The organism is Enterobacter sp. QK-SA4 (assembly GCF_056856775.1).
In genome coordinates, this window is sequence record NZ_JBXFXH010000007.1 from 1300833 (window position 1) to 1325240 (window position 24408).

The following is a 24408-nucleotide window of genomic DNA, read 5'->3' on the forward strand; positions in this document are numbered from 1 at the left end:
GCTTTACTCCTGTTTTGCAAGGGTGGTGTCGGTTTGCGTAACGGTGGCCATTTCCGCCGCGCGGTACTGTTTGTCCACGATACGCATAAAAGGCAGATACAGCATGGCGCCAATCAGCAGGTTGATAAGCTGCATGACGCTGCCGCTCAGGTGTCCGGTAACGATAAAGCCGCTGATGACCGGCGGCAGCGTCCAGGGAATAAACACCCCGGTGGTGACGGCAACCGCGCCAATCTTCATCGCCGCATACTGCACGGTGACCAGCACCAGCGGCACCAGGTTGAACGGGATGAGCATGATCGGGTTCATGATCACCGGCAGGCCAAACAGGATCGGTTCGTTGATGTTAAACACCGATGCCCCGGCGCCGAGGCGCGCCACTTCACGCATGTTTTTGCTGCGGGCGAAAATCAGCATCGCAATCACCAGCGACAGCGTGGCCCCCGCGCCGCCCATCCAGATCATGTCAAAAAACTGTTCAGTAATAATGTGCGGCGGCGTCGCGCCTGCCTGAATCGCGGCGATGTTGTCGGTCTGGTTCTCCATCCACAGTGGGCGAATGATGCCGTTGATCATCGAGCCGGAGTTAATGCCCACTGACCACAGAATGGTGATGCTGAACACCGTCATCAGCGCGCCAAAGTAAGAGGTGCCGTAGTGGCGCACCGGCGTGGCAACCACTTCGTAAATAAACTGGTGGATGGTGTTGTAGTGGGTGTTTTCAAACACGATGCGGATACCCAGTACCAGAATCATCACCAGCAGGGCCGGGATCAGCGCGGCGAACGACTCCTGCACCGCCGGAGGCACGCCGTCCGGCATTTTGATCACCAGCTTTTTGCGCTTGAGCCAGCAGAACAGCTCCGTCCACAGCAGGGAACCGATCATCGCCACGAACAGCCCTTTGCTGCCAATCCACTCCACCGGAATGACGGTGATACCGCCGTTTTCCGCCACTTTGATAAAGGGTGTCAGGATGAGAAAGGCGACCAGCGCCAGGATACCGCAGGAGATGCGGTCTTCACCGTAGTGTTCCGCCAGGCGGAAGGCGACCAGGAAGCTGATGAACAGCGACATGGTGGAGAACACCGCGTTGAACGGGATTTCTATGATGGCGCTCCAGCTCTCACCAAAGGCCTGAGACATAAACTGCTGATAGGCTTGATTCGGGAACGACGAGATCACCAGCAGAATAGAGCCGACGATGATAAACGGCATGAATGACACGTAGGCGCCGCGAATGGCCCCGAGATGGCGCTGCTGGGCCGTTTTGGCCGCCAGCGGCATCAGTTTTGCTTCAAGAAATCCCAGAACATTGTTCATTGTGAACTCCGTACAAGATTGAGGGGTGTTGTTTGTGTTATGTCTGGGGATTATCAGTGAAGCGTGGCGAGCGAAAGGTGAAATCGGTCACAAAGCAATCGCTGGTGTAATATAAATCTCATAAGATTAGTTTTGAGGATCCTGCGATGGAAATTAAACTGCATGCTAATGCCACCACGACGCCGCGCATCCGTCGCTATCTTCAGCAGTCAGATAAAAGCGACAGAGAGCTTGCTACCGAGCTGGGTATTTCGGTCACTACCGTCAGGCGCTGGCGCAACCGCGAGCAGGTTTCGGATAACCATACGACGCCAAAAGTGATACACAAAGCATTGAGACAGGAGCAGGTTGCGCTGGTCAATGCCCTACGGGATATCACTGGCGCCCCGCTGGACGAACTGCTGCAGATGGTCAATAGCGGACTCGGGATCGCCGTGTCCCGCGCGACCCTGAATCGCTATCTCAAACCGGCTTCGGTAAAGCAGAAGGGCGCGACGTTGCAGGGGAAAAAGGCGCTGAAGGCAGGCATCGTGCCGCAAAAACTCCTGTTACATCATCAGCCTCTGTCGCTGCATATGGACGATGGCGGGGAACAGCATCTGCTGTGGGCGCGTGAACCCGTGAGCGGCTGGTGCTACGCCCGGCTGTACGCGGGCATTTCTCCGCAGCTGCTGGCCCACTGGGCGAACGACGCGCTGGCAGCCTGTCCGGCTGATATTCAATCTGTTGAGACTTTTGGTTTTGAGGTGAAGCTTGAGGAGCGTAATACCACCGTGACAGCGCATCCGCAGCAGTACCGCGCCGTTCAGGTTGCTCTGCCGCTATGTGAAATCATCCCGCGTCTGAGCAGTGAACCGGCAGGCGAGCTGTTGATCCAGCTGTGCAAATTTTACAACCGCGGAAAAGCGCAGAAAAAGCTGGGAGAGAGTACGCCGCAGGCCTTTCTGGAAGCGCTGCGGCATAAGAACTAGAGGATCTCGAGCACGTCTTCCGGCGGGCGTCCAATGCGCGCCTGGCCGTTCGCCACCACAATCGGGCGCTCAATCAGCTTTGGATTTTCAACCATCGCCTGGATCAGCTCAGCCTCGGTGAGACGGCTGTCATCCAGGTTAAGCGACTTATACAGATCTTCTTTCTGGCGCATCAGCTCTCTTGCACTGCCCATTCCCAGCATGTGCAGCAGCTGGCGGAGGGTTTGCGCGTCAGGTGGGGTGTCGAGGTACAGCACCACTTCCGGCTCAACGCCGTTAGACTTCAGCAGGCTCAGGGTATCGCGGCTCTTGGAGCAGCGAGGGTTGTGATAAATTTTTACGGCGTCTGTCATGACGTGAATTCTCCTTTATTACATCTTCTCGTACGGCTTAAAGCGCTGCTGCAGGCCGCGCAGCTGATCGATACGCGCGTCGTAACGGGCCTGCTGGAGGCTGCCGAGCTTGACCTGCGAGCTGGCGCTGCTGAGCGCGGAAATCGCCTGATCGAGGCGGCCCACCAGGGCAAAACCTTCGGCACGCGCCGCCAGCTCCTGATCGCGGTTGCCGAGCTGGGCTTGCGCCTGAGCGAGCAAATCCCAGCCGTTTTGATCGTCTTTATTGTTAAAGGTATAGCGGTTCAGAATGGTCGCCGCTTCGCCAGGCTGACCGCCCTGTAAGTAAGCGTTCGCCAGGTTAAGCTGCAGCACCGGGTTGGTACGGACGTCTTTCGCCCCCTTCAGACGGTTAATCGCATCGGCCGTTTTCTTCTGGCCCAGATCGATATCCGTCGACAGATCGAGGTACCACGGGTTGTTCGGGTCGGCAGCCAGAAGCGGTTGCAGCGCTTTGCGCGCCTCGTCGTATTTGCTGGCTTCCATCGCCTGGAGCGCCTGACCATACTGCGCGGCGTTTTTCTCACGCACGTTGCCTTTCGCCAGGGTATCCAGCAGGTCGCTGGTGAGCTGGTTACGCCCGGAATTGTACATCCCAAGCGTTCTCACTTTCGCCATGTAGAAATCCTGCGAAGACTGAACCACCACCGGACGCATCTGGTTGGCACGGTTACGGGCGTCCGACAGGCGGCTTTCCGGCAGCGGGTGGGTCAACAGAATTTCCGGCGGACGGGAAGAGTAACGCGCCTGATCGAGCAGTTTTTCGAGGAAGCTCGGCATGGCCTGCGGGTCAAAGCCCGAGCGCTGCAGCACCTGAATCCCGATGCGGTCCGCTTCCTGTTCGTTTTGCTGGGTAAAGCTGATCATCCCCTGGCGCGTTCCCGCCAGCGTACCGGTCAGGGCCGCCATCCCGGCCTGCGGGCTGGCCATCGCCAGCAGAATAGAGCCCAGCGCGCCCACCCAGGTGAGGGGGGCGTTACGTTTCTGGTCTTCCATGGCGCGCGCCAGGTGGCGCTGGGTGACGTGCGAAATTTCGTGCGCCATTACCGAGGCCAGCTGGCTTTCGTTGTCAGAGTAACGGAATAACGCCGAATGCAGCACCACGTTACCGCCAAAGAAGGCGAAGGCGTTGATTTCGTCATTATTGATTAAATAGAAGTGGAAGGGCGTTTTTACCGAGTCGGCGTGCGAAACCAGACGCATCCCCAGCCCGTTAATGTACTGTACCAGCAAAGGGTCGTTAATCAGCGGGGCGCTGCCGCGCAGCTGGCGAACATAGTAATCCCCCATTTGCATCTCTTGCCCAATAGAGAGCGTGCTTCCTGCTGTGGTGCCCATGTCCGGCAATGAATCGGACGAGTCAGCAAAAGCGGGCAACACCTGACCGACCGTCACCGCGGCAATCAGTGTTGCAACCAGTGTTTTTCTCAACTGCCTGAACATAACCACTGTCCTGTATGTTGGATGTGCTAATTTGACCGATGAACCGGCATAACGTTCATCTCTGCTGCTCTGCGAGTGTAGCCGTGTTACAGCATGAAGAAAATCCCATTCATCAGGCTTTTGCGGATTGCGATCGGGATACAAAAAGCGAAAGTCTTTTTTGTGACAGTTAGATACAATTCACCGTCTCACTCCCGCCATTCGATTCAGGGAAGGGTTGTATGCTCGAAATGTTAATGCAGTGGTACCGGCGTCGGTTCAGCGACCCGGAAGCCATTGCTTTGTTGGTTATTCTGGTTGCCGGGTTCGGTATTCTGTTCTTCTTCAGCGGCCTGCTCGCTCCCCTGCTGGTGGCGATTGTGCTGGCGTACCTGCTGGAGTGGCCAACGGTGCGCCTGGAGCACATTGGCTGTTCCCGGCGCTGGGCGACCAGCATCGTGCTGGTGCTGTTTGTCGGCATCCTGCTGTTGATGGCCTTTGTGGTGATGCCGGTTGCCTGGCAGCAGGGAATTAACCTGATCCGCGACATGCCAGGTATGCTGAACAAGCTGTCTGATTTCGCCGCCACGCTGCCGCGCCGTTACCCGGCCCTGATGGATGCCGGGATTATCGACGCGATGGCCGAAAATATGCGCGCCCGCATCATGACGATGGGCGATTCGGTGGTGAAGTACTCTCTGGCCTCGCTGGTCGGTCTGCTCACGCTCGCGGTTTACCTTGTGCTCGTGCCGCTAATGGTCTTCTTCCTCGTGAAGGATAAAGATCAGATGCTCAATGCCGTACGCCGTATTCTGCCGCGTAACCGCGGGCTGGCAGGGCAGGTCTGGGAAGAGATGAACCAGCAGATCACCAACTACATTCGCGGCAAGGTGCTGGAGATGATTGTCGTGGGGGTAGCCACCTGGATTGGCTTCCTGATTTTTGGCCTGAACTACTCGCTGCTGCTGGCGGTGCTGGTGGGGCTGTCGGTCCTGATCCCGTACATCGGCGCGTTTGTAGTGACCATCCCGGTTGTTGGGGTCGCGCTGTTCCAGTTTGGGCTGGGGACAGAGTTCTGGAGCTGCTTTGCGGTGTACCTGATTATTCAGGGCCTGGACGGTAACCTGCTGGTGCCAGTGCTGTTCTCCGAAGCGGTGAACCTGCATCCGCTGGTGATTATCTTATCCGTGGTGATTTTCGGCGGGCTGTGGGGATTCTGGGGCGTGTTCTTTGCGATTCCGCTGGCGACGCTGATTAAAGCCGTGGTCCACGCGTGGCCGGATGTGCCGGCGGTGGAAGAGAAGTAGTTTTTGTGCGGCCCGATGCTCTCACTCCGACCCTCTCCTATGGAAGAGGGGGAAAACACTAAAAACGGCAACCTGGGTTGCCGTTTTGCTGTTTATCAGGCGTTCTCTTTCAGCCAGTTCAACACCACGTCGTGGTGGTTGCTGGTTTTGAAGTCGTCAAACACATGTTCAACTTTACCGTCGGCGTCAATCAGGAAGCTGATACGGTGAATGCCGTCGTAGGTTTTACCCATAAACGTCTTCTCGCCCCAGACGCCGAACTGCTCGCATACCTGATGGTCTTCATCAGAAAGCAGCGTGAAGTTCAGCAGCTCTTTTTCAGCAAATCGTGACAGCTTTTCTGGTTTATCCGTGCTGATACCCAGCACTTCCACGCCGACTTTTTTCAAGTCGTCCATGTTGTCGCGTAAGCCGCAGGCCTGTACGGTGCAGCCGGGGGTCATGGCTTTCGGGTAGAAATAGACCAGAACACGCTGTCCCTGGAAGTCGGTCAAATTTACTTGCTCGCCGTCTTGATCCGGTAAGCTAAATTTCGGTGCGATGTCACCGGCTTTCAGTGGGTTCATTACTCAACTCCATCCTGTTCGTGCTGCGAATAATTGACGACGCTTATACTGCCCTGCGCGTTTAATTCTGTACAGAGGGCTTTGAACGCTTGCTCGATATTTGACGCATCCTGTGAGGCAGGGCTGTGCGCGGTAATTTGAATAAACAGCACCGGAAGACCATGGTCATCGCTTGTCTGCGTACGGGATACCAGTTCGGCAATATTCATCTGGTGACTGTCAAAAAGCGCCGTGAAACGCTCAATCAGATGCGGAGAATCAGGCACTTCAACCTGTACCCAGACGGTAGAAGGCAGTGCCGGACGCGGACGCGCGGTGGTGCGCTTCATGACAATCAGCAAATCCAGTTCGGCCCCTTTCAGCGGCAGGGTCGATTCAATCAACGTAATGGCGTTCCATGTCCCGGAAAGCAACATAATAAATGTGAACTCTTCGCCAAGCATCGCCAGACGGCTGTCTTCGATATTACAGCCGCAGCTGCTTACGTGACGGGTGATGGTGTTCACGATACCCGGCCTGTCGGCACCCAGCGCAGTGATAACCAGGTAATGTTGTGATGAGGTTGTCAAACCTGTTCTTCCTTTGCATGGTTAAGTCTTCCTAAGGAAAGCATAAAAAAAACATGCATACAACCGCCTGAGAGCCTCAGGTCGCTTGCTTTTATTACAGTTCCAAACGTAACATTGAGGCTCTTGTTCGCACAGAGGATGGCTCATGTTCACGGGAAGTATTGTCGCGCTTGTTACACCGATGGATGAAAAAGGTAATGTCTGCCGGTCAAGCATGAAGAAGCTCATTGATTACCATGTCGCCAACGGAACCTCGGCGATCGTTTCGGTAGGGACTACCGGTGAATCCGCAACGCTGAGCCACGACGAGCACGGCGATGTGGTGATGCTGACCCTGGAACTGGCGGACGGACGTATTCCGGTCATCGCGGGGACAGGCGCTAATGCAACCGCAGAAGCTATCAGCCTGACCAAACGTTTTAACGACAGCGGCATCGTTGGCTGTCTGACGGTGACCCCATATTACAACCGTCCTACTCAGGAAGGTTTGTTCCAGCACTTCAAAGCCATCGCTGAACATACTGACTTGCCACAAATTCTGTATAATGTGCCGTCCCGTACCGGTTGCGATATGCTGCCGGAAACCGTTGGTCGTCTCTCGGAAGTAAAAAATATTATCGGTATTAAAGAGGCGACAGGGAACTTAAGCCGCGTTCATCAGATCAAAGAGCTGGTTTCAGACGACTTTATCCTGTTGAGTGGTGATGATGCGACCGCGCTGGACTTTATGCAGCTCGGTGGTCATGGCGTGATCTCCGTAACGGCAAACGTTGCGGCGCGCGATATGGCAGAAATGTGCAAACTGGCCGCAGCCGGTCACTTTGATGAAGCGCGTGTCATTAATCAGCGTCTGATGCCGCTGCACAATAAATTATTTGTCGAACCCAATCCGATCCCAGTGAAATGGGCATGTAAGGAGTTGGGACTTGTAGCATCCGACACGCTGCGTCTGCCAATGACACCGATTACCGACCACGGTCGTGACATCGTCAGGGCGGCGCTGAAGCATGCCGGTTTGCTGTAGAGTTTAGGGAGATTTGATGGCTTATTCAGTACAGAAGTCGCGCCTGGCGAAGGTTGCGAGTGTTTCGCTTGTTATGCTGCTCGCTGCCTGTAGTTCAGATTCGCGCTACAAGCGCCAGGTGAGCGGTGATGAATCCTATCTGGATGCGACCCCGCTTGCTGAACTTCACGCACCGGCTGGTATGATCCTGCCGATTCAGAACGGCGATTATAATATTCCCGTGACCAACGGCAGCGGCCCGGTCGGTAAAGCGCTTGATATTCGTCCGCCAGCACAACCTCTGGCGCTGGTCAGCGGGGCGCGTACCCAGTTCACCGGTGATACGGCGTCTCTGATGGTTGAGAGCGCGCGCGGTAGCTCGCTGTGGCCGCAGGTTGTCAGCGTCATTCAGTCGAAGAACTACACTATCGATAAACGCGATGACGCCAGCCAGACGTTAACCACCGACTGGGTCGAATGGAACCGTCTGGATGAAGACCAGCAGTACCGCGGTCGCTATCAAGTCTCCGTAAAACCACAGGGTTACCAGCAGGCGGTTAACGTTAAGCTGTTGAACCTGGAGCAGGCGGGTAAACCGGTTGCGGATGCCGCGTCCCTGCAGCGTTACAGCACCGAAATGCTGAACGTGATTGCCGCGGGTCTGGATAAGACCGCTACCGATGCCGCCAACGCCGCGCAGAGCCGCAACGGCGCGACCTTCGATGTACAAAGCGGTGCGGATGATACCGGCCTGCCAATGCTGGTGGTGCGTGCACCGTTTAACCAGACCTGGCAGCGTCTGCCAGCGACGCTGGAAAAAGTGGGCATGAAAGTGACCGACAGCACGCGTTCAACCGGCAGCATGACGGCAACGTATAAGCCGCTCTCCGACAGCGCATGGCAGGAACTGGGCGCGAAAGATCCTCAGCTTGCCTCCGGTGACTACAAGATTCAGGTAGGCGACCTTGATAACCGCAGCAGTCTGCAGTTTATCGATCCAAAAGGTCACACGCTGACCCAGTCGCAGAACGATGCGCTGGTCGCTGTCTTCCAGGCAGCATTCAGCAAATAAATACGAGGGCTGGTGAATCCAGCCCTTTTTATTTTAGTGCTACGCAAACGTGTGCGTGGCATAATATCCCCAGTTTTGAACACAAATCATCACACCAGGAGTAATGAAGATGCAGAAGCAAGCTGAGTTGTATCGTGGCAAAGCGAAGACCGTATACAGCACGGAAAACCCGGATCTGTTGGTGCTCGAGTTCCGCAATGATACGTCAGCAGGGGATGGCGCACGCATTGAGCAGTTCGATCGTAAAGGCATGGTGAACAACAAGTTTAACCACTTCATTATGACCAAACTGGCCGAAGCGGGCATCCCGACCCAGATGGAAGCGTTGCTGTCCGATACGGAATGTCTGGTGAAAAAACTGGATATGGTTCCGGTTGAGTGCGTTATTCGTAACCGTGCGGCGGGCTCCCTGGTGAAGCGTCTCGGCATTGAAGAAGGTATCGAACTGAATCCACCGCTGTTCGACCTGTTCCTGAAAAACGATGCCATGCACGACCCGATGGTCAACGAATCCTACTGCGAAACCTTCGGCTGGGTGAACCAGAAGAACCTGGCGCGCATGAAAGAGCTGACCTACAAAGCCAACGACGTGTTGAAAAAACTGTTTGATGACGCGGGTCTGATCCTCGTTGACTTCAAGCTGGAGTTTGGTCTGTTCAAAGGCGAAGTGGTGCTGGGCGATGAGTTCTCACCGGACGGTAGCCGCCTGTGGGATAAAGAAACCCTGGATAAAATGGACAAAGACCGTTTCCGTCAGAGCCTGGGTGGTCTGATTGAAGCGTACGAAGCGGTTGCTCACCGTTTAGGCGTTAAGCTCGACTAACTTCCTCACTTGCCAAAGGATGTTTGCATCCTTTGGCGTCTTACCTTTGTTTCCTATGGTAATCTTGCCGTTAACCGCCTACGATCATAGCTATTATAAATGGAATAGTTCGAGGTGGTTATGCGCTGGCAAGGGCGTCGTGAAAGTGACAATGTAGAAGACAGACGCAGTGATGGCGGCGGCGGTCCTTCAATGGGTGGGCCTGGCTTCCGGTTACCCAGCGGCAAGGGCGGTATCATCCTGCTGATTGTGGTTTTAGTCGCGGGGTACTACGGCGTCGATCTCACCGGTTTAATGACCGGTCAGCCGCTGCAACAGCAGCATTCTCAGCGCTCCATCAGCCCGAATGAAGATGAAGCGGCCAAATTTACCTCCGTTATTCTCGCCACAACAGAAGACACCTGGAGTCAGCTGTTTGAGAAGATGGGGCGTACCTACCAGCAGCCGAAGCTGGTGATGTACCGGGGGGCAACCCGCACCGGATGCGGTACCGGGCAATCTGTGATGGGGCCGTTCTACTGCCCGGCAGACGGCACCGTCTATATCGATCTCTCTTTTTACGATGACATGAAACGCAAGCTTGGCGCCGACGGTGATTTTGCCCAGGGCTACGTGATCGCGCATGAAGTCGGTCATCACGTGCAAAAGCTGCTGGGGATTGAGCCAAAAGTGCGCCAGCTCCAGCAAAATGCGTCTCAGGCTGAAGTGAACCGCCTTTCCGTTAAAATGGAACTGCAGGCGGACTGCTTCGCGGGCGTCTGGGGCCACAGCATGCAGCAGCAGGGCGTGCTGGAATCCGGCGATCTTGAAGAGGCGTTAAATGCCGCTCAGGCTATCGGTGACGACCGCCTTCAGCAGCAAAGCCAGGGGCGCGTCGTGCCGGACAGCTTCACTCACGGTACCTCACAGCAGCGCTATAGCTGGTTTAAACGCGGCTTCGACAGCGGCGATCCGGCGCAGTGTAATACCTTCGGCAAAGCGATGTAATGCTGCAGTTTGAACAGCTGATAAGCGAGCTTGAGCGCACCGGCCATCGTCGGCTGGTGGTGCTCAGCGGCGAGGCGCAGTGGACGTTAACCCAGGCGCTGGCCCTGCGTGACGCCTTGCCCGGAGACTGGGTAAGGCTTGACGAACATCCTTCAAAAGCCATCAGCGGTCTGCTGGGACGCGAGTTCCGGCATGCCGTTTTTGACGCCAGCGCCGGGTTTGATGTCGCCGCGTTTGCCGCCCTGAGCGGAACGCTAAGCGCCGGAAGCCTTCTGGTGCTGCGGGTTCCGTCGCTCGACGCGTGGTCCGGGTTGCCAGACAGCGATTCACTGCGCTGGAGCGACAGCGCAGAAGCGATAGCCACGCCGCATTTTGTCCACCATTTCTGCCGGACGATTGCCGCCGATCCCGACGCGATTGTCTGGCTTCAGGGCCGCGCGTTTTCCCTTCCGCCTTTACCCGACGCGCCAGACTGGCAGCCTGCCAGCGGCGCACCGCAGCGCGAGCAGGCTGAGATCCTGGATGTGCTGCAGGGGATGGCGGAGGGCATCGTGGCCGTTACCGCCGCGCGCGGGCGCGGAAAATCAGCCCTGGCGGGCATGTTGCTGAACCGCATTGCGGGCAGCGCCGTGGTTACCGCGCCGTCGAAAGGGGCGACGGATATCATCGCCCGCTTCGCCGGAGAGCGTTTTCATTTTATGGCCCCGGACGCGCTGCTTGCCTCTTCACGCCGGGCTGACTGGCTGATTGTTGATGAAGCCGCTGCTATCCCCGGACCTCTGCTGGAAAAGCTGGCTGTCCGTTTCCCTCGCGTGTTGTTGACCACCACGGTGCAGGGCTATGAAGGGACGGGCCGGGGATTCCTGCTTAAATTCTGCGGTCGGTTTACCGGGCTGCAGCGCTACAGCTTATCTACACCGGTACGCTGGGCGGCGGGCTGCCCGCTTGAGCGGGTTGTCGCCAGCGCGCTGCTGTTTGACGATACGCTGATCGACCGCCGCCCGGAGGGAGAGGTGCGTTTAACCTCCCTGACCCCGGAGGCCTGGGAACGCCGCCCGGCGCTTGCAGCGAGCGTATACGAACTCCTCTGCGCGGCGCATTATCGCACCTCGCCGCTCGATTTACGCCGCATGATGGACGCGCCCGGGCAGCAGTTTGCCGTTGCAGAAACGGACCCGGATATCGCCGGGGCGCTCTGGCTGGTGGAGGAGGGCGGGCTCTCCCCTGAGCTTAGCCGCGCCGTGTGGGCAGGATACCGGCGTCCGCGCGGTAACCTGGTGGCGCAGTCCCTGGCGGCGCACGGCGGCTCTCCGCTGGCGGCGACGCTCAGAGGACGACGGGTCACCCGCATTGCCGTACATCCTCACCGTCAGCGGGAAGGGATTGGCCAGGCGCTTGTTCGCAGCGCCAGCGGCGAAGATTATCTGTCGGTGAGCTTCGGCTATACCGATGAGCTTTGGCGTTTCTGGCAGCAATGCGGCTTTGTGCTGGTGCGGATGGGCAGCCATCGTGAAGCCAGCAGCGGCTGCTACACCGCGATGGCGTTGCTGCCGCAGAGCGAGGCCGGGCGTCAGCTGTGCGAGCAGGCGCAGCGGCGTCTGAAGCGCGATGCGCGGGTGCTATCGGCCTGGAACGGTGAAAAGATCCCCGTGGAAGACGGCTGGGAAGCTACCCTTAATAATGACGACTGGCTGGAGCTGGCGGGGTTTGCTTTTGCGCATCGGGCGTTTTCAACCTCGGTTGCCGCACTGACGCGGCTGTTGTTAACCGTGGACATGCCGCTTCCGGCCCTGCGTGGGAAAATGGAAGGGAAAGTGGAAGACGTCGGGCGAAAAGCGTTGCTGGCAACGTTGCGGAGTGAAACCGCGCAAGCGCTTGAAAGCCTAGATTATCCGCGCTGCCAGCAGTTGAAAGAAGACATTTTGCAATGGCAATTTTTTCAATGACTTCTTCAGTAAAGTGGCATGGTCATTCACGTCGGGAGGCGTAGAATCCAGGTCATCTATTAAGGAGACCACCATGAAACACGACCATTTTGTTGTTCAAAGCCCTGACAAACCGGCTAAACAGTTACTGCTTCTGTTTCATGGCGTTGGCGATAATGCCGTCAATATGGGTCAGATTGGCAGCTGGTTTGCGCCCGTTTTTCCGGAGGCATTGATTGTCAGCATCGGTGGCGTAGAGCCATGTGGTCCGAACGGACGCCAGTGGTTCTCTGTTCAGGGCGTAACGGAAGAGAATCGTCAGGCTCGCATCGACGCCATCATGCCGACCTTTATCGACATCGTCCGCTACTGGCAGCAGCAGAGCGGCGTGGGTGCTGACGCGACCGCGCTGATTGGCTTCTCGCAGGGGTCAATCATGTCGCTGGAAAGCGTAAAAGCGAAGCCGGGTCTGGCGTCACGCGTCATTGCGTTTAACGGCCGCTTTGCGACGTTACCGACAAGCGCGACCACGCAGACCACGATCCACCTGATCCACGGTGGTGAAGACCGGGTGATTGAGCTCTCGCATGCGGTTGCCGCCCAGGAAGCGCTGATTCGCGAAGGCGGGGACGTGACGCTGGATATCGTGGACGATCTGGGCCACGCGATTGACGACCGTAGCATGCAGTTCGCGCTCGATCGTTTGCGCTATACCGTACCGAAGCACTACTTTGATGAAGCGCTCAGCGGCGGTAAGCCGGATAACGATGATATTGTAGAGTTTATGTGAGGTTTCCCCCTCTCCCGGGGAGAGGGGGAACTTAACGATTACTTCTTCTGGTCCTTGTTCGGCCAGTCGTCGTCATCGTCCCACTTGTCGTTAAAATCACGGTGCGGGGGAAGATCCGGTTTGTTGGCGAGAAATTTTTTATGGTCAACGCGCTTAAGATCTTTAATCACGTTCAGCAGTACGCCAACCAGAAAAACTAACACCAGAATCCACCAGTACTTTGAAAGCCAATCCATTCGCTATTCCTCTCAGAGCGTTCGTCAGGCGACGAGTTGCTCCATAATACGTTGATACATACGGGCCAGCAGTTGCAAATCTGCCGCATTGACACACTCATTGATTTTATGAATGGTTGCGTTCACTGGACCCAGTTCGACAACCTGGGCGCCCATACGGGCGATAAAGCGTCCGTCTGAGGTGCCACCCGTTGTCAGCAGCTGTGGCTTAATTTCATTATAGTGCTCGATGGCGTTCACCACCGCATCCACCAGTTTGCCACGCTGCGTCAGGAACGGCTGGCCGGAAAGCCACCACTCCACGGTGTAGCGCAGGTGATATTTTTCCAGCAGGGCGACGACGCGCGCCTTGATCGTCTCATCGGTCAGTTCGGTGCTGAAGCGGAAGTTAAACTGGACGAAGTAATCACCCGGGATCACGTTGTTGCTGCCGGTCCCGGCCTTGACGTTCGCGATCTGCATGCTGGTCGGCGGGAAGAATTCGTTGCCTTTATCCCACTCGATGCCCACCAGCTCGCTCAGCATCGGCGCAGCGCGATGAACCGGGTTATCGGCCAGATGCGGATAAGCAACGTGCCCCTGAACGCCGTGAATGGTCAGGTTACAGGTCAGCGAGCCGCGGCGCCCGTTTTTGACGACATCGCCCACCACTTCGGTACTGGACGGCTCACCAACCAGACAGTAGTCGAGACGCTCGTTACGCGCCATCAGCGCTTCAACGACCTTCACGGTACCGTTATGGGCGCTGGCTTCTTCGTCGGAGGTGATTAAAAACGCCAGACGGTTTTTGTGGTTTGGATGCTGAGCCACAAAGCGTTCTGCCGCCACGACCATCGCCGCCAGCGAGCCTTTCATGTCTGCCGCGCCGCGACCAAACAGCATGCCGTCGCGGATAGTCGGCTCAAACGGCGGGTTGATCCAGCGATCCGCGTCACCGGCGGGAACGACGTCAGTATGCCCGGCAAAGGCCAGCGTTTCACCCTGGCCGCGCCACGCCCAGAAGTTCTGGGTATCGCCAAAATCCATGCGTTCAACGGTAAAACCGATGGCACGCAGGCGCTCAATCATAAGTGCCTGACAACCTGCGTCGTCCGGGCTAAGGGAAGGACGGCGAATAAGCTGCTGAGTCAGCTCAATGACCGGGCATGACATAAACTACACCTCAACGAAAAAAGTCGGAATAATGGGTTTCACTGAAACCCAGCAGCATAGGCTGCCCTGGCGCGCAGAGCAATGGGCGTTTGATAATTGCCGGCATCTCGAGCATCAGTTTTGCCGCGCTGTCGGCGTCGTTGATGCTGGCGCGCAGAGATTCGTCCAGCTTACGCCAGGTGGTGCCGCGCGTGTTCAGCAGTGCTTCCCACCCCAGTTCGCCGATCGCGCTATGCAGAAATTCTGCATCAAGCCCGTCGGCACGGTAATCGTGGAAGCGATACTCCACGCCGTTTGCTTCCAGCCAGCGGCGGGCTTTTTTGATGGTGTCGCAATTTTTAATGCCGTACATCACAATCATGGTGAATCCTTTTGACCTAATGATGATTAAATGTTCAGTAAATTCGAAGATATATCCTTAAGTGGAATATAACACATTCAGGAATCGTCTGGATTTACACTTCTTCTTAATTCAACTCACATCTGTACGCTGAATATTCTTTCACCCTTTAAGCATAGATGTCCATAAAGTTTAAATTTCGAATAAACTCAGCGGGTAAAATAAAACTCACCCGTTTGGAGGGTTATTTCAAAATATTGCCAGCCGTCACAAAAAATTGAGGCCTCTCCGTTCATATTTATCATAAATCCCCGCAGGACGTGGGGTACAATCACAGCAATTGGTTAAATAGTCTTCACAATGATGGTCCGTTTTTGTAGAATGCGCATAATAATAAGAGAGGTTGTTATGATTGAACGTGAACTGGGGAACTGGAAAGATTTTATCGAAGGCATGCTTCGTAAATGACATTCAGTAAGAATTGCAAGAGCACTAAAATAAGTAAAATAACCATAGTGTGAATTAATCACACAATAAAAAGGCGGCCGATAATGCCGCCTTTTTTTATTTCAATCACTTACTCAGCGCGTTCCTTTAGCGGGAAGCGACGACGCACCAGCACAAAGAACAACGGCACGAAGTAAATGGCCAGAATGGTTGCCGAAATCATGCCGCCCATCACCCCCGTCCCGACGGCATGCTGGCTGCTGGAGCCTGCGCCCGTACTGGTTGCCATCGGCAGTACGCCAAAGATGAACGCCAGCGACGTCATCAGGATCGGACGCAGGCGCTGACGGCAGGCGTGCAGCGTGGCGGCCATCAGCTCATGGCCTTTGGCATTCATCTCGTTGGCAAATTCAACGATCAGAATGGCGTTTTTCGCCGATAGCCCAATTACGGTGAGCAGACCCACCTGGAAATAAACGTCGTTCTCGAGGCCGCGCATCCAGGTCGCCAGCAGCGCACCGATAACCCCAAGCGGCACGACCAGCATGACCGAGAACGGGACTGACCAGCTTTCATACAGTGCGGCAAGGCAGAGGAAGACCACCAGCAGAGAGAGTGCGTAAAGTGCAGGAGCCTGTGCTCCGGAGAGACGCTCCTGGTAGGACATGGCCGTCCACTCCAGACCAAAACCGGCGGGCAGCTGCTGCACCAGTTTTTCCATGGTATCCATGGCGGTACCGGTACTGACGCCCGGCGCGGCTTCCCCGACGATTTCAACCGCAGAGTAGCCGTTATAGCGCTCCAGACGCGGCGAACCGCTCTCCCAGTGCGAGGTCGCAAAGGCAGAGAACGGCACCATGCCGCCAGCGTTATTCCTGACAAACCAGCGGTTAATATCGTCCGGCAGCATGCGGAACGGCGCGGCGGACTGGACATACACTTTTTTCACGCGGCCGCGATCCATAAAGTCATTCACATAGCTCGAGCCCCACGCCGTTTGCAGGGTGTCGTTGATATCGTTGATCGAGACGCCCAGCGCCTGCGCCTTACGCTGATCGATATCCACCTGCAGCTGCGGGCTGTCGTCAAGACCGTTGTGGCGAACGCGGGTCAGGTCAGGATCGTTGCCCGCCAGCGCTAACAGCTTATCGCGTGCCGCCATCAGCGCCGTGTGGCCCGCACCGGCGTGATCCTGCAGCTCCATGTCAAACCCGGCAGAACTGCCCAGACCGCTTATCGCCGGCGGGCTGCTGGCGAAGACGCGCGCCTCTTTAATATGCGCAAAGGCTTTTGTCGCACGTTCAATGATGGCGAATGACGTTCCGGTTTTGGTATCGCGCTCGTCCCAGTCCTTCAGACGGACGAACATGCGGGCGACGTTCTGCCCGTTTCCGCCCGGGCCAGAGCCCACGGTGGAGAAGACCGACACAACGTTATCTTTCTCTTTAGTGAAGAAGTACTGCTCCACTTTCTGGACCACTTTCAGCGTCTGCTGCTGCGTTGCGCCGCTCGGAAGCTGCACCGAGGTGGTGAACATACCCCGGTCTTCCATCGGCAGGAACGAGGTGGGGAGATGCATAAACAGCCAGACCATGCCGCCCAGCAGCACAACATAAATCATCATCCAGCGCAGGCTGCGGTGAAGCACTCGCCCGACGGCAGATTCATATCGCGCGGCATTGCGGTTGAACATCCGGTTAAACCAGCCGAAGAACCCTTTTTGGCCGTGATGCTCCCCTTTGTGCAGCGGCTTCAGGATTGTGGCGCAGAGCGCGGGGGTGAGGATCAATGCGACCAGCACGGAGAGCACCATTGCCGAGACGATGGTTATCGAGAACTGGCGGTAGATCGCCCCGGTTGTGCCGCCAAAGAAGGCCATCGGGATAAAGACCGCCGACAGCACCATCGCAATACCGACCAGCGCCCCCTGAATTTGTCCCATGGATTTGCGCGTCGCCTGGCGCGGCGAGAGTCCTTCTTCGCTCATGATGCGCTCGACGTTTTCAACCACCACGATGGCATCATCCACCAGAAGGCCAATCGCCAGCACCATCGCAAACATCGTCAGGGTGTTAATGCTGTACCCGAACGCGTAAAGCACCGCAAAAGTCCCCAGCAGCACCACGGGGACGGCAATGGTTGGGATCAGCGTCGCACGGAAATTTTGCAGGAACAGGTACATCACCAGGAACACCAGCGCGATGGCTTCCAGCAGGGTCTTCACCACGTCCTCGATCGACGCTTTAACGAAGGAGGTTGTTTCATAGGCGACTTTATACTCCAGCCCGTGCGGGAAATACTGTGAAAGCTCGTCCAGACGGTCCAGCACCAGTTTCGCCGTGGCCATTTCGTTCGCGCCGGAGGCAAGCTTTATCCCCAGACCGGAGGCCTGATTGCCATTAAAGCGGCTCAGGTAGTCGTATTTCTCCGCCCCCATTTCCACCGTGGCGACATCGCCGAGACGCACTTCCGACCCGTCCTGATTCACGCGCAGGGTAATGTTGCGGAACTGGTCCGGCGTCTGCAGCAGAGATTGTGAATTAATGGTGGCGTTCAGGGCCTGTTTATCGACGGACGGCGTTCCCCCCAGCTGCCCCACCGCAATCTGGGCGTTCTGGGCCTTGATGGCATTCGTCACGTCGGTTGCCGTCATCTGGACGCTGTTCAGCTTGTTGGGGTCGAGCCAGATGCGCATGGAGTATTGTGAGCCATAGGCGTCGATATCCCCTACGCCGTTGATACGGCTGATGGGATCCTGAATATTACTGGCGACGTAGTCGGCAATGTCCTGTTTATCCATCGAGCCATCTGTCGAGACAAACGCGATGGTCAAAATGTTGGTATCACCAGTTTTACGCACGGTCACGCCCTGATTCTGCACCGCCTGGGGCAGCTTGCGCATGGCCGACTGCAGCTGGTTTTGCACCTGCTGCACCGCTTCGTCCGGGTCCGTGCCCGCCTTAAAGCTCAGGGTCACAGTCGCCTGGCCCGTGGCGCTACTTTGCGAGGACATGTACATCAGGTTATCCAGACCCGTCATGTTCTGCTCGATAACCTGCGTCACGGTGTTTTCCAGCGTTTGTGCGGAAGCGCCGGGGTAGTTTGCCGTTACGCGCACGTTAGGCGGTGCCAGATCGGGGTATTGCTCAACAGGCAGTGAAGTAATCGCCAGGACACCTGTCAGACACAGCAGGATGGCAAGCACCCAGGCAAAAATGGGGCGATCGATGAAAAAATTCGCCATGAAAGAGTGACCTCGTTTTGCTGCACGTCATTATTGTTTATTGCCCGCATAACTTTAGCGGTAAGGCCCAGGCCAAACGTGGAGAAATAAAGGAGATAATGTAAATTATCATGCGCTTTTCCCTGCGCTTCCCTCTTTACCGTTATTTACCCGTTAACGGCGTGGGCGCCGGGAACGTCACGCTGACCAGCGTGCCGCCGTTTTGCGGCTGCGAGAAGTGCAGCATCCCGCCGAGCCGCTGCGCGCGTTCGCGCATAATGTTCAGGCCGTAGTGTCCCGGCGGCTCGCTGGCTTCGCCAATCCCGATGCCGTTGTCACGAATGCTGACGCTGTGCGTACCGTCCATGGCGGTCACGCAGCTGACGGTGATCTCGCTGGCCTGCGCGTGCTTAATGGCGTTCAGCACGGCCTCACGCACGATCTGCAGCAAATGCACCTGCTTTTGCACGTCCAGCGCCAGCGAGGAGAGACGGCAGTCGAGATGCAGCTTCGCCTGCGTCTGGCTCTGAAGGACGTCGAGAGACTCCTGCAGCGCCGCGGGTAAGTTCGCGTGGTTCAGCGTCAGGCGGAAGGTGGTGAGCAGCTCGCGCAGCTGCTGCCAGGCATTGTTCAGCTCGCGGGAGAAGTCGGTGATGATGGTCTGCGCCGGGATATTTTCCTCGGGCACTGCGCGTTTGAGCAGCGCAAGCTGAATGCGCAGATACGACAGGACCTGCGCCAGCGAATCGTGCAGCTCGCGGGCAATGGTGGCGCGCTCTTCCATCAGCAGCAGCTGCTGGTAATGCTTTTGCGCCTGGTTAAAGTACAGCCCGCGCCCGAGCATGGTCGCCACGCTTCTCATCAGCGGAAGGGGAACGCTGTCCGTCTCGCTTTGCCAGCGCAGCTCGCCATAAAGGGTGTCCTGCATCAGTACCGGCAGGTGCTGCAGAGGAATGCCATGTGACTCCGTCCCTTCAGACAGCCGCCAGTCGTCGCTGGTGCGCAGTTCGAGATAATTCATCTGCGTATAGTCATGGACAATCTGCAGGATATGCCGAAAGCAGTGGATGTCTATCTGGCCGGTATTCAGCGCCTGAGAGCATTTGAACAGCATGTCGAGCTGCTGGTGGGCTTCATGCAAATGCCGCGTCTTTTCCGCGACCGAGGCTTCGAGCGAACGGTAGAGCGTAGCCAGTTCGGCGGACATGTGGTTGAAGGCGCGGGAGAGTTGGCCCAGCTCGTTCGGCAGGGCGGTATCCGGCGCCGGGGTTGTAAATTCGCCACGCTCAACCCGTTCGCTGGCCGCCACCAGATTGTTAAGCGGCAATACCACCTGGCGACGGATGCGTCGCAGGGTAAACAGCGTCAGCAGCAGGATCCCGAGAGCGCCCGCCAGCGAGAGCAGGGTCACCGTCTGAATTTTATGTTCGGTGTAGTGCTGAAGGGCGAGCACAAAGGCATCAATGCGGCCAACAAAATCCTCAATGTGGGTTTGATACCACGCGCTGTCGCCGCGGGCGATGCGCGCATCCATTTCCAGCCACGCCACTTGCAGCTGCTGGTAGCGCGCTTTTACATCGTCCGGGACGTACCAGCGGTTCAGCTTCTGCAGGGCAGGCGCGTTCAGCGTCCGTTGCCAGCTGTCGCGATGCGCGACAAGGGAAGGGCTGTTGCGCTGCATCTCGTAGCCCAGACGATAGCTCTGCATGCGCAGCGAACCCGCGATATTAATGGCTTCGGCGTCACGCTGGCTGCTGGCAAGCGTCAGCAGCGCGACGGTGCTGGTCAGCACGGATAAGGCAATTATCGAAAAGAAAGCCCAGGCAAGGCTTCCGGAAACGGGTCGTTTGACGGTCACAGAACGGCTCTCTGAATAAAATTGATCTGCTACAGGTTCACTGTAAATAATTCGGCATTCCGGGCATTTGAACATTGCCCGATCGCGCCGTGATGCGTAAATACCATATTCATATAAAGAATAAGGTTATTGAACCAAAAACAGGTGTGGTTATGAATCGTTTTATTATGGCTAACAGCCAGCAGTGCATCGGGTGTCGCGCCTGCGAAGTGGCCTGCGTGATGGCGCACAACGATGAGCAGCACGTCCTGAGCGAGCGCCATTTTCACCCCCGCATTACGGTCCTGAGGTCCGGCGAGAAGAGTAGCCCCGTCACCTGCCATCAATGTGAAAAGGCGCCCTGCGCGCAAAGCTGTCCGAACGGCGCCATCAGCAAATGCGATGACAGCGTACAGGTGAATCAACAAAAATGCATCGGCTGTAAGGCCTGCGCGGTGGCCTGCCCGTTTGGCACGATGGAGATTATCGTCACCCCGCTCGACAGCGGCGGCGTGAAGGCCTCGGCGAATAAATGCGATCTCTGTCTGACGCGGCCACGCGGCCCGGCCTGTATCGTAAATTGCCCGGCAGACGTTCTCTCCCTCGCGACGCCTGCTGTCCTTGATAATCTGGCAAAATCGCGCCGCCAGCGCACGGCCTGCCTGGAAGCGCAGCCCTGGCATGCGGAGGCCGTCAGAGAAGACGCTTCGCGCACCAAACTGCAGCAGATGCAAACAACCCCGCCACGCGGCGAGCCCGATAAACTCTCTGCCGCAGAGCGCGTGGGCCATTTTAACGAAATTTACCTGCCGTTTCGGGCCGAACAGGCCGCCCGCGAGGCGTCGCGCTGCCTGAAATGCGGCGAGCACAGCATTTGCGAATGGACCTGCCCGCTGCATAACCACATCCCGCAGTGGATCGAGCGCCTCAACGCGGGGGATATCGCCGGCGCGGTCGAGCTTTCTCATCAGACCAACTGTTTACCTGAAATTACCGGTCGCGTCTGTCCGCAGGACCGATTATGCGAGGGTGCCTGCACAATACGTGAAGAGGCGGGATCCGTGACCATCGGTAACATCGAGCGCTATATCTCCGATCGCGCGCTGGCGATGGGCTGGCGACCGGATATGTCCGCCGTCACGCCGTCAGGTAAACGAGTCGCGATCGTCGGCGCCGGGCCCGCCGGGTTGGCGTGCGCCGACGTGCTGGCGCGCCGCGGAGCGAGTGTGACGGTCTATGACCGGCATCCGGAAATTGGCGGATTGCTGACCTTTGGCATCCCGGCATTCAAGCTGGACAAATCGCTGCTCGCGCGGCGCAGAGAGATATTTACCGCGATGGGGATCCGCTTCGAGCTGAACTGCGAGGTGGGCCAGGACGTGTCGATGTCGCAGTTAAAGCAGGATTACGACGCCCTGTTTATTGGCGTGGGAACCTACCGCTCGATGAAGGCGGGTATCCCGCACGAGGACGCGCCTGGGGTCTATGACGCGCTGCCTTTCCTGGTGGGCAACACGCGACACGTTATGGGGCTGGAGGCGACGGCCAGCGAACCGTTCATCGACACCCATGGCTTAAACGTGGTGGTGCTTGGCGGCGGCGATACCGCGATGGACTGCGTCCGCACCGCGTTACGCCACGGCGCGGCGAAGGTAACCTGCGCCTATCGTCGGGATGAGGCCAACATGCCGGGCTCGAAGAAAGAGGTGAAGAACGCCCGAGAAGAGGGCGCGGCGTTTGAATTTAACGTTCAGCCGGTTGAGCTGACGCTGGATCCGAACGGTAAGGTCAACGGTATCCGGATGCTGCGTACCGAGCTCGGTGAACCGGACGCGCAGGGACGGCGTCGGCCCGTTCCGGTAGCGGGCAGCGAGTTCGTGATGGCGGCAGATGCGGTCATCATGGCGTTTGGTTTTAACCCGCACGCGATGCCGTGGCTGCAGGCGCAGGGTGTCGAAACGGATGACCGGGGGCGGATCGTTGCTTCGGTTGAGAGCCGCTACCGTTATCAGACGACTAACCCACAGATCTTCGCCGGAGGCGATGCGGTACGCGGTGCGGATCTTGTGGTGACCGCAATGGCGGAAGGACGTCATGCGGCGCAGGGGATACTCGACTGGCTTGGAGTTAACGCGCCAAAACATCATTAAACCGGCGGGCGACAAAGCGGGATTCACGGCGTAGTATAGGACGACTCATTGTGTTGTGGAGCCCGTATGACCCTGAAAATTGACGTTATCAAAGACAAAATTCTCTCTGAAAACTACTTTGTCCTGCGTAACATCACCTATGACCTTACGCGTAACAACGGTGAGGTGATCCGCCACAAACGCGAGGTCTACGACCGCGGCAACGGGGCAACCATTCTGCTCTATAACCGTGAAAAGCAGAGCGTGGTGCTGATCCGTCAGTTCAGGGTGGCGACATGGGTTAATGGCAACCCTGACGGACGTCTGATTGAAACCTGCGCGGGCCTGCTCGATGATGATGAGCCGGAAGTTTGTATCCGCAAAGAGGCCGTGGAGGAAACCGGCTTCGAAGTGGGCGAGGTCAAAAAGGTCTTCGAGCTGTTTATGTCGCCGGGCGGCGTAACGGAAATTGTGCATTTCTTCATCGCGGAATACAGCGACGCGCAGCGCACTCACCGCGGCGGTGGCGTGGAGGATGAAGATATCGAAGTGCTGGAGCTTCCTTTTGCCCGGGCGCTGGAGATGATGCGTTCAGGCGAAATCAGGGATGGTAAAGCGGTGATATTACTGCAGTATTTACAGACAACCGGGCTGATGAACACCACTTTCGAACGGATATAGCCTGTTTTTCGGGTATATCTGATAAATCCGATTGAGCAGCCCCGGCGGGAACACGAAGATACTGCCCAGTTAAGCGTTTTCGTTCCGGGATTGTGTCATTCATGCGCTACAGCGTCTTTTTGTTTTACCTGTTTTGTGTGCTCCTCGCGCCGCAGGTGCGGGCTGCACCTGCCCAGCAAGCCTTCTCCGACTGGCAGGTAACCTGCAATAACCAGAATTTTTGCCTCGCACGCAATACCGGTGAACACCGTGGTCTGGTCATGACGCTCACCCGTAGCGCCGGGGCGAAAACGGACGCCACGCTGCGTATCGATCTCGGCGGTCTTGATGCGCCCTCGGTCAAAGAGCCAGAGATTGCCCCCCGGCTGCTGCTGGATAACGTTCCCCTGAAGCTGGACAAACAGCGCTGGCAGCTCACGCCCTGGCATCTGAAAACGGACGATGCGGCCACCATCACCGCCTTTCTGAAAAACATCCAGGAAGGGAAGGCCCTGACCCTGCGCGACGGTAAGCAGGTTATTTCACTGAGCGGTCTGAAAGCCGCGCTGCTGTTCATTGATGCGCAGCAAAAGCGCGTCGGCAGCGAAACCGCGTGGATCAAGAAAGGTGACGATCCGCCGTTAAGCGTTCCGCCTGCTCCTGCCCTTAAAAAGGTGGCGGTCGTCAACCCGACCCCGACGCCGCTCTCCCACGCCGAACTGAACGACCTGCTGGACTATGGCACCGGGCGGATGAACGCCAGCCAGTGCTCGCTGGATCCTAACCGTCGGGAAGTACGCGTCACCGCGTTAACCGATGACAAAGCGCTGCTGATCGTTAGCTGCGAGGCGGGGGCCTATAACACGGTCGATCTGGCGTGGCTGGTATCGCGTAAAAAACCGTTCACCGCACGCAGCGTCAGGCTGCGTCTGCCGTTTACGCCGTCAGGCGACGGGAGCGAAATGGAGTTGATGAACGCCAGCTTCGATGAAAAGACGCGCGAGCTGACAACGCTCACGCTGGGGCGCGGTTTGGGCGATTGCGGGATCCAGACGCGCTGGCGTTTTGACGGCCAGCGTTTCCGCCTGGTGCGCTACGCCGAGGAGCCCAGCTGCGACAACTGGAACGGGCCAGATGCCTGGCCCACGCTATGGATCACGCGCTAGTTTTATGCCGGGTGGCGCTGTTGCTTACCCGGCCTACGGTTTGGCGGTTTTGTAGGCCGGGTAAGGCG

The 24408-nt window shown here is 57.2% G+C and carries 22 protein-coding genes; 12 read left to right on the forward strand and 10 right to left on the reverse strand.

Features of this window, described 5'->3' with window-relative positions; genetic code table 11:
• Positions 1 to 3 precede the first annotated feature (3 nt).
• Positions 4 to 1323, reverse strand: coding sequence for a PTS cellobiose transporter subunit IIC (gene celB, locus AC1VYI_RS07830; protein WP_045399719.1), 1320 nt, complete (start codon positions 1321 to 1323; stop codon positions 4 to 6).
• 146 nt (positions 1324 to 1469) lie between these two features.
• Here celB and AC1VYI_RS07835 point away from each other — a divergent pair, with 146 nt between their 5' ends.
• On the forward strand, positions 1470 to 2294 hold the full coding sequence (locus tag AC1VYI_RS07835; RefSeq protein ID WP_134867292.1) for a helix-turn-helix domain-containing protein: 825 nt from the start codon (positions 1470 to 1472) through the stop codon (positions 2292 to 2294).
• Here the strand turns inward: AC1VYI_RS07835 and arsC are convergent.
• Both arsC and bepA read right to left on the reverse strand, forming a co-directional pair.
• Positions 2291 to 2647, reverse strand: coding sequence for an arsenate reductase (glutaredoxin) (gene arsC, locus AC1VYI_RS07840; RefSeq protein WP_023308762.1), 357 nt, complete (start codon positions 2645 to 2647; stop codon positions 2291 to 2293). The genes AC1VYI_RS07835 and arsC overlap by 4 nt on opposite strands.
• 18 nt (positions 2648 to 2665) lie before the next feature.
• The gene (gene bepA, locus AC1VYI_RS07845; protein WP_023308761.1) at positions 2666 to 4129 is read right to left on the reverse strand and encodes a beta-barrel assembly-enhancing protease; all 1464 of its coding nucleotides are present in this window, start codon (positions 4127 to 4129) and stop codon (positions 2666 to 2668) included.
• Between the two features lie 221 nt (positions 4130 to 4350).
• Between bepA and AC1VYI_RS07850 the strand changes: the two genes are divergently transcribed.
• Positions 4351 to 5415 carry an AI-2E family transporter gene (locus AC1VYI_RS07850; protein ID WP_023308760.1) on the forward strand — a complete coding sequence of 355 codons (1065 nt, stop codon included), beginning with the start codon at positions 4351 to 4353 and terminating at the stop codon, positions 5413 to 5415.
• A gap of 95 nt (positions 5416 to 5510) precedes the next feature.
• Here the strand turns inward: AC1VYI_RS07850 and bcp are convergent, their stop codons facing one another.
• Both bcp and AC1VYI_RS07860 read right to left on the reverse strand, forming a co-directional pair.
• On the reverse strand, positions 5511 to 5981 hold the full coding sequence (bcp, locus tag AC1VYI_RS07855; RefSeq protein WP_023308759.1) for a thioredoxin-dependent thiol peroxidase: 471 nt from the start codon (positions 5979 to 5981) through the stop codon (positions 5511 to 5513).
• Entirely contained in the window at positions 5981 to 6550 is a 570-nt protein-coding gene (locus tag AC1VYI_RS07860; RefSeq protein ID WP_023308758.1) for a glycine cleavage system transcriptional repressor, read from the reverse strand. Before AC1VYI_RS07860 ends, bcp begins: the two co-directional genes overlap by 1 nt.
• A gap of 145 nt (positions 6551 to 6695) precedes the next feature.
• Here AC1VYI_RS07860 and dapA point away from each other — a divergent pair, with 145 nt between their 5' ends.
• From dapA to ypfH, 6 genes are all read left to right on the forward strand, one after another.
• Positions 6696 to 7574 carry a 4-hydroxy-tetrahydrodipicolinate synthase gene (gene dapA / locus AC1VYI_RS07865; RefSeq protein ID WP_023308757.1) on the forward strand — a complete coding sequence of 293 codons (879 nt, stop codon included), beginning with the start codon at positions 6696 to 6698 and terminating at the stop codon, positions 7572 to 7574.
• Between the two features lie 16 nt (positions 7575 to 7590).
• Positions 7591 to 8625 carry an outer membrane protein assembly factor BamC gene (gene bamC / locus AC1VYI_RS07870; RefSeq protein WP_134867293.1) on the forward strand — a complete coding sequence of 345 codons (1035 nt, stop codon included), beginning with the start codon at positions 7591 to 7593 and terminating at the stop codon, positions 8623 to 8625.
• A gap of 109 nt (positions 8626 to 8734) precedes the next feature.
• The gene (purC, locus tag AC1VYI_RS07875) at positions 8735 to 9448 is read left to right on the forward strand and encodes a phosphoribosylaminoimidazolesuccinocarboxamide synthase (RefSeq protein ID WP_023308755.1); all 714 of its coding nucleotides are present in this window, start codon (positions 8735 to 8737) and stop codon (positions 9446 to 9448) included.
• Between the two features lie 120 nt (positions 9449 to 9568).
• Positions 9569 to 10435 (forward strand): KPN_02809 family neutral zinc metallopeptidase, encoded by an 867-nt coding sequence (gene ypfJ / locus AC1VYI_RS07880; RefSeq protein ID WP_047749253.1) that lies wholly within the window; start codon positions 9569 to 9571, stop codon positions 10433 to 10435.
• Positions 10435 to 12381, forward strand: a complete 1947-nt coding sequence (locus AC1VYI_RS07885) for a tRNA(Met) cytidine acetyltransferase TmcA (protein ID WP_226484166.1) — start codon at positions 10435 to 10437, stop codon at positions 12379 to 12381. Before ypfJ ends, AC1VYI_RS07885 begins: the two co-directional genes overlap by 1 nt.
• 73 nt (positions 12382 to 12454) lie before the next feature.
• On the forward strand, positions 12455 to 13150 hold the full coding sequence (ypfH, locus tag AC1VYI_RS07890) for an esterase (RefSeq protein WP_023308752.1): 696 nt from the start codon (positions 12455 to 12457) through the stop codon (positions 13148 to 13150).
• Between the two features lie 38 nt (positions 13151 to 13188).
• Here ypfH and AC1VYI_RS07895 read toward each other — a convergent pair whose 3' ends face one another.
• The 3 genes from AC1VYI_RS07895 to AC1VYI_RS07905 are packed head-to-tail and all read right to left on the reverse strand — an operon-like array spanning position 13189 to position 14899.
• Entirely contained in the window at positions 13189 to 13386 is a 198-nt protein-coding gene (locus AC1VYI_RS07895; protein ID WP_023308751.1) for a hypothetical protein, read from the reverse strand.
• A gap of 24 nt (positions 13387 to 13410) precedes the next feature.
• Entirely contained in the window at positions 13411 to 14538 is a 1128-nt protein-coding gene (dapE, locus tag AC1VYI_RS07900) for a succinyl-diaminopimelate desuccinylase (protein ID WP_045355343.1), read from the reverse strand.
• Between the two features lie 10 nt (positions 14539 to 14548).
• Complete coding sequence (locus tag AC1VYI_RS07905; protein WP_045355344.1) at positions 14549 to 14899, reverse strand: ArsC family reductase; 351 nt, start codon at positions 14897 to 14899, stop codon at positions 14549 to 14551.
• Between the two features lie 387 nt (positions 14900 to 15286).
• Here AC1VYI_RS07905 and ypfM point away from each other — a divergent pair, with 387 nt between their 5' ends.
• Positions 15287 to 15346: a protein YpfM gene (gene ypfM, locus AC1VYI_RS07910; protein WP_015572204.1), complete on the forward strand. Its 60-nt coding sequence runs from the start codon at positions 15287 to 15289 to the stop codon at positions 15344 to 15346.
• A 109-nt stretch (positions 15347 to 15455) separates the two neighbouring features.
• Here the strand turns inward: ypfM and acrD are convergent, their stop codons facing one another.
• Both acrD and narQ read right to left on the reverse strand, forming a co-directional pair.
• Positions 15456 to 18569 (reverse strand): multidrug efflux RND transporter permease AcrD, encoded by a 3114-nt coding sequence (acrD, locus tag AC1VYI_RS07915; protein ID WP_023308748.1) that lies wholly within the window; start codon positions 18567 to 18569, stop codon positions 15456 to 15458.
• A gap of 142 nt (positions 18570 to 18711) precedes the next feature.
• Entirely contained in the window at positions 18712 to 20406 is a 1695-nt protein-coding gene (gene narQ / locus AC1VYI_RS07920; RefSeq protein WP_134867433.1) for a nitrate/nitrite two-component system sensor histidine kinase NarQ, read from the reverse strand.
• Between the two features lie 152 nt (positions 20407 to 20558).
• Between narQ and aegA the strand changes: the two genes are divergently transcribed.
• The 3 genes from aegA (at position 20559) to AC1VYI_RS07935 (ending at position 24340) form a co-directional block, all read left to right on the forward strand.
• A complete protein-coding gene (gene aegA / locus AC1VYI_RS07925; protein ID WP_134867294.1) occupies positions 20559 to 22535 on the forward strand; it encodes a formate-dependent uric acid utilization protein AegA in 1977 nt (658 codons plus the stop codon).
• Between the two features lie 66 nt (positions 22536 to 22601).
• Positions 22602 to 23195: a GDP-mannose pyrophosphatase NudK gene (nudK, locus tag AC1VYI_RS07930; protein WP_023308745.1), complete on the forward strand. Its 594-nt coding sequence runs from the start codon at positions 22602 to 22604 to the stop codon at positions 23193 to 23195.
• Between the two features lie 101 nt (positions 23196 to 23296).
• Entirely contained in the window at positions 23297 to 24340 is a 1044-nt protein-coding gene (locus AC1VYI_RS07935; protein WP_134867295.1) for a DUF1176 domain-containing protein, read from the forward strand.
• Positions 24341 to 24408 lie beyond the last annotated feature (68 nt).

Excerpts from the sequence above, each read along its gene's own strand:
- arsC (WP_023308762.1), bottom strand. The coding sequence starts at position 2,647 with ATGACAGACGCCGTAAAAATTTATCACAACCCTCGCTGCTCCAAGAGC.
- bamC (WP_134867293.1), top strand. The coding sequence starts at position 7,591 with ATGGCTTATTCAGTACAGAAGTCGCGCCTGGCGAAGGTTGCGAGTGTT.
- celB (WP_045399719.1), bottom strand. The coding sequence starts at position 1,323 with ATGAACAATGTTCTGGGATTTCTTGAAGCAAAACTGATGCCGCTGGCG.
- AC1VYI_RS07885 (WP_226484166.1), top strand. The coding sequence starts at position 10,435 with ATGCTGCAGTTTGAACAGCTGATAAGCGAGCTTGAGCGCACCGGCCAT.
- dapA (WP_023308757.1), top strand. The coding sequence starts at position 6,696 with ATGTTCACGGGAAGTATTGTCGCGCTTGTTACACCGATGGATGAAAAA.
- dapE (WP_045355343.1), bottom strand. The coding sequence starts at position 14,538 with ATGTCATGCCCGGTCATTGAGCTGACTCAGCAGCTTATTCGCCGTCCT.
- AC1VYI_RS07835 (WP_134867292.1), top strand. The coding sequence starts at position 1,470 with ATGGAAATTAAACTGCATGCTAATGCCACCACGACGCCGCGCATCCGT.
- acrD (WP_023308748.1), bottom strand. The coding sequence starts at position 18,569 with ATGGCGAATTTTTTCATCGATCGCCCCATTTTTGCCTGGGTGCTTGCC.
- AC1VYI_RS07935 (WP_134867295.1), top strand. The coding sequence starts at position 23,297 with ATGCGCTACAGCGTCTTTTTGTTTTACCTGTTTTGTGTGCTCCTCGCG.
- aegA (WP_134867294.1), top strand. The coding sequence starts at position 20,559 with ATGAATCGTTTTATTATGGCTAACAGCCAGCAGTGCATCGGGTGTCGC.
- AC1VYI_RS07905 (WP_045355344.1), bottom strand. The coding sequence starts at position 14,899 with ATGATTGTGATGTACGGCATTAAAAATTGCGACACCATCAAAAAAGCC.
- AC1VYI_RS07850 (WP_023308760.1), top strand. The coding sequence starts at position 4,351 with ATGCTCGAAATGTTAATGCAGTGGTACCGGCGTCGGTTCAGCGACCCG.
- ypfJ (WP_047749253.1), top strand. The coding sequence starts at position 9,569 with ATGCGCTGGCAAGGGCGTCGTGAAAGTGACAATGTAGAAGACAGACGC.
- bcp (WP_023308759.1), bottom strand. The coding sequence starts at position 5,981 with ATGAACCCACTGAAAGCCGGTGACATCGCACCGAAATTTAGCTTACCG.
- ypfH (WP_023308752.1), top strand. The coding sequence starts at position 12,455 with ATGAAACACGACCATTTTGTTGTTCAAAGCCCTGACAAACCGGCTAAA.
- AC1VYI_RS07895 (WP_023308751.1), bottom strand. The coding sequence starts at position 13,386 with ATGGATTGGCTTTCAAAGTACTGGTGGATTCTGGTGTTAGTTTTTCTG.
- bepA (WP_023308761.1), bottom strand. The coding sequence starts at position 4,129 with ATGTTCAGGCAGTTGAGAAAAACACTGGTTGCAACACTGATTGCCGCG.
- purC (WP_023308755.1), top strand. The coding sequence starts at position 8,735 with ATGCAGAAGCAAGCTGAGTTGTATCGTGGCAAAGCGAAGACCGTATAC.
- nudK (WP_023308745.1), top strand. The coding sequence starts at position 22,602 with ATGACCCTGAAAATTGACGTTATCAAAGACAAAATTCTCTCTGAAAAC.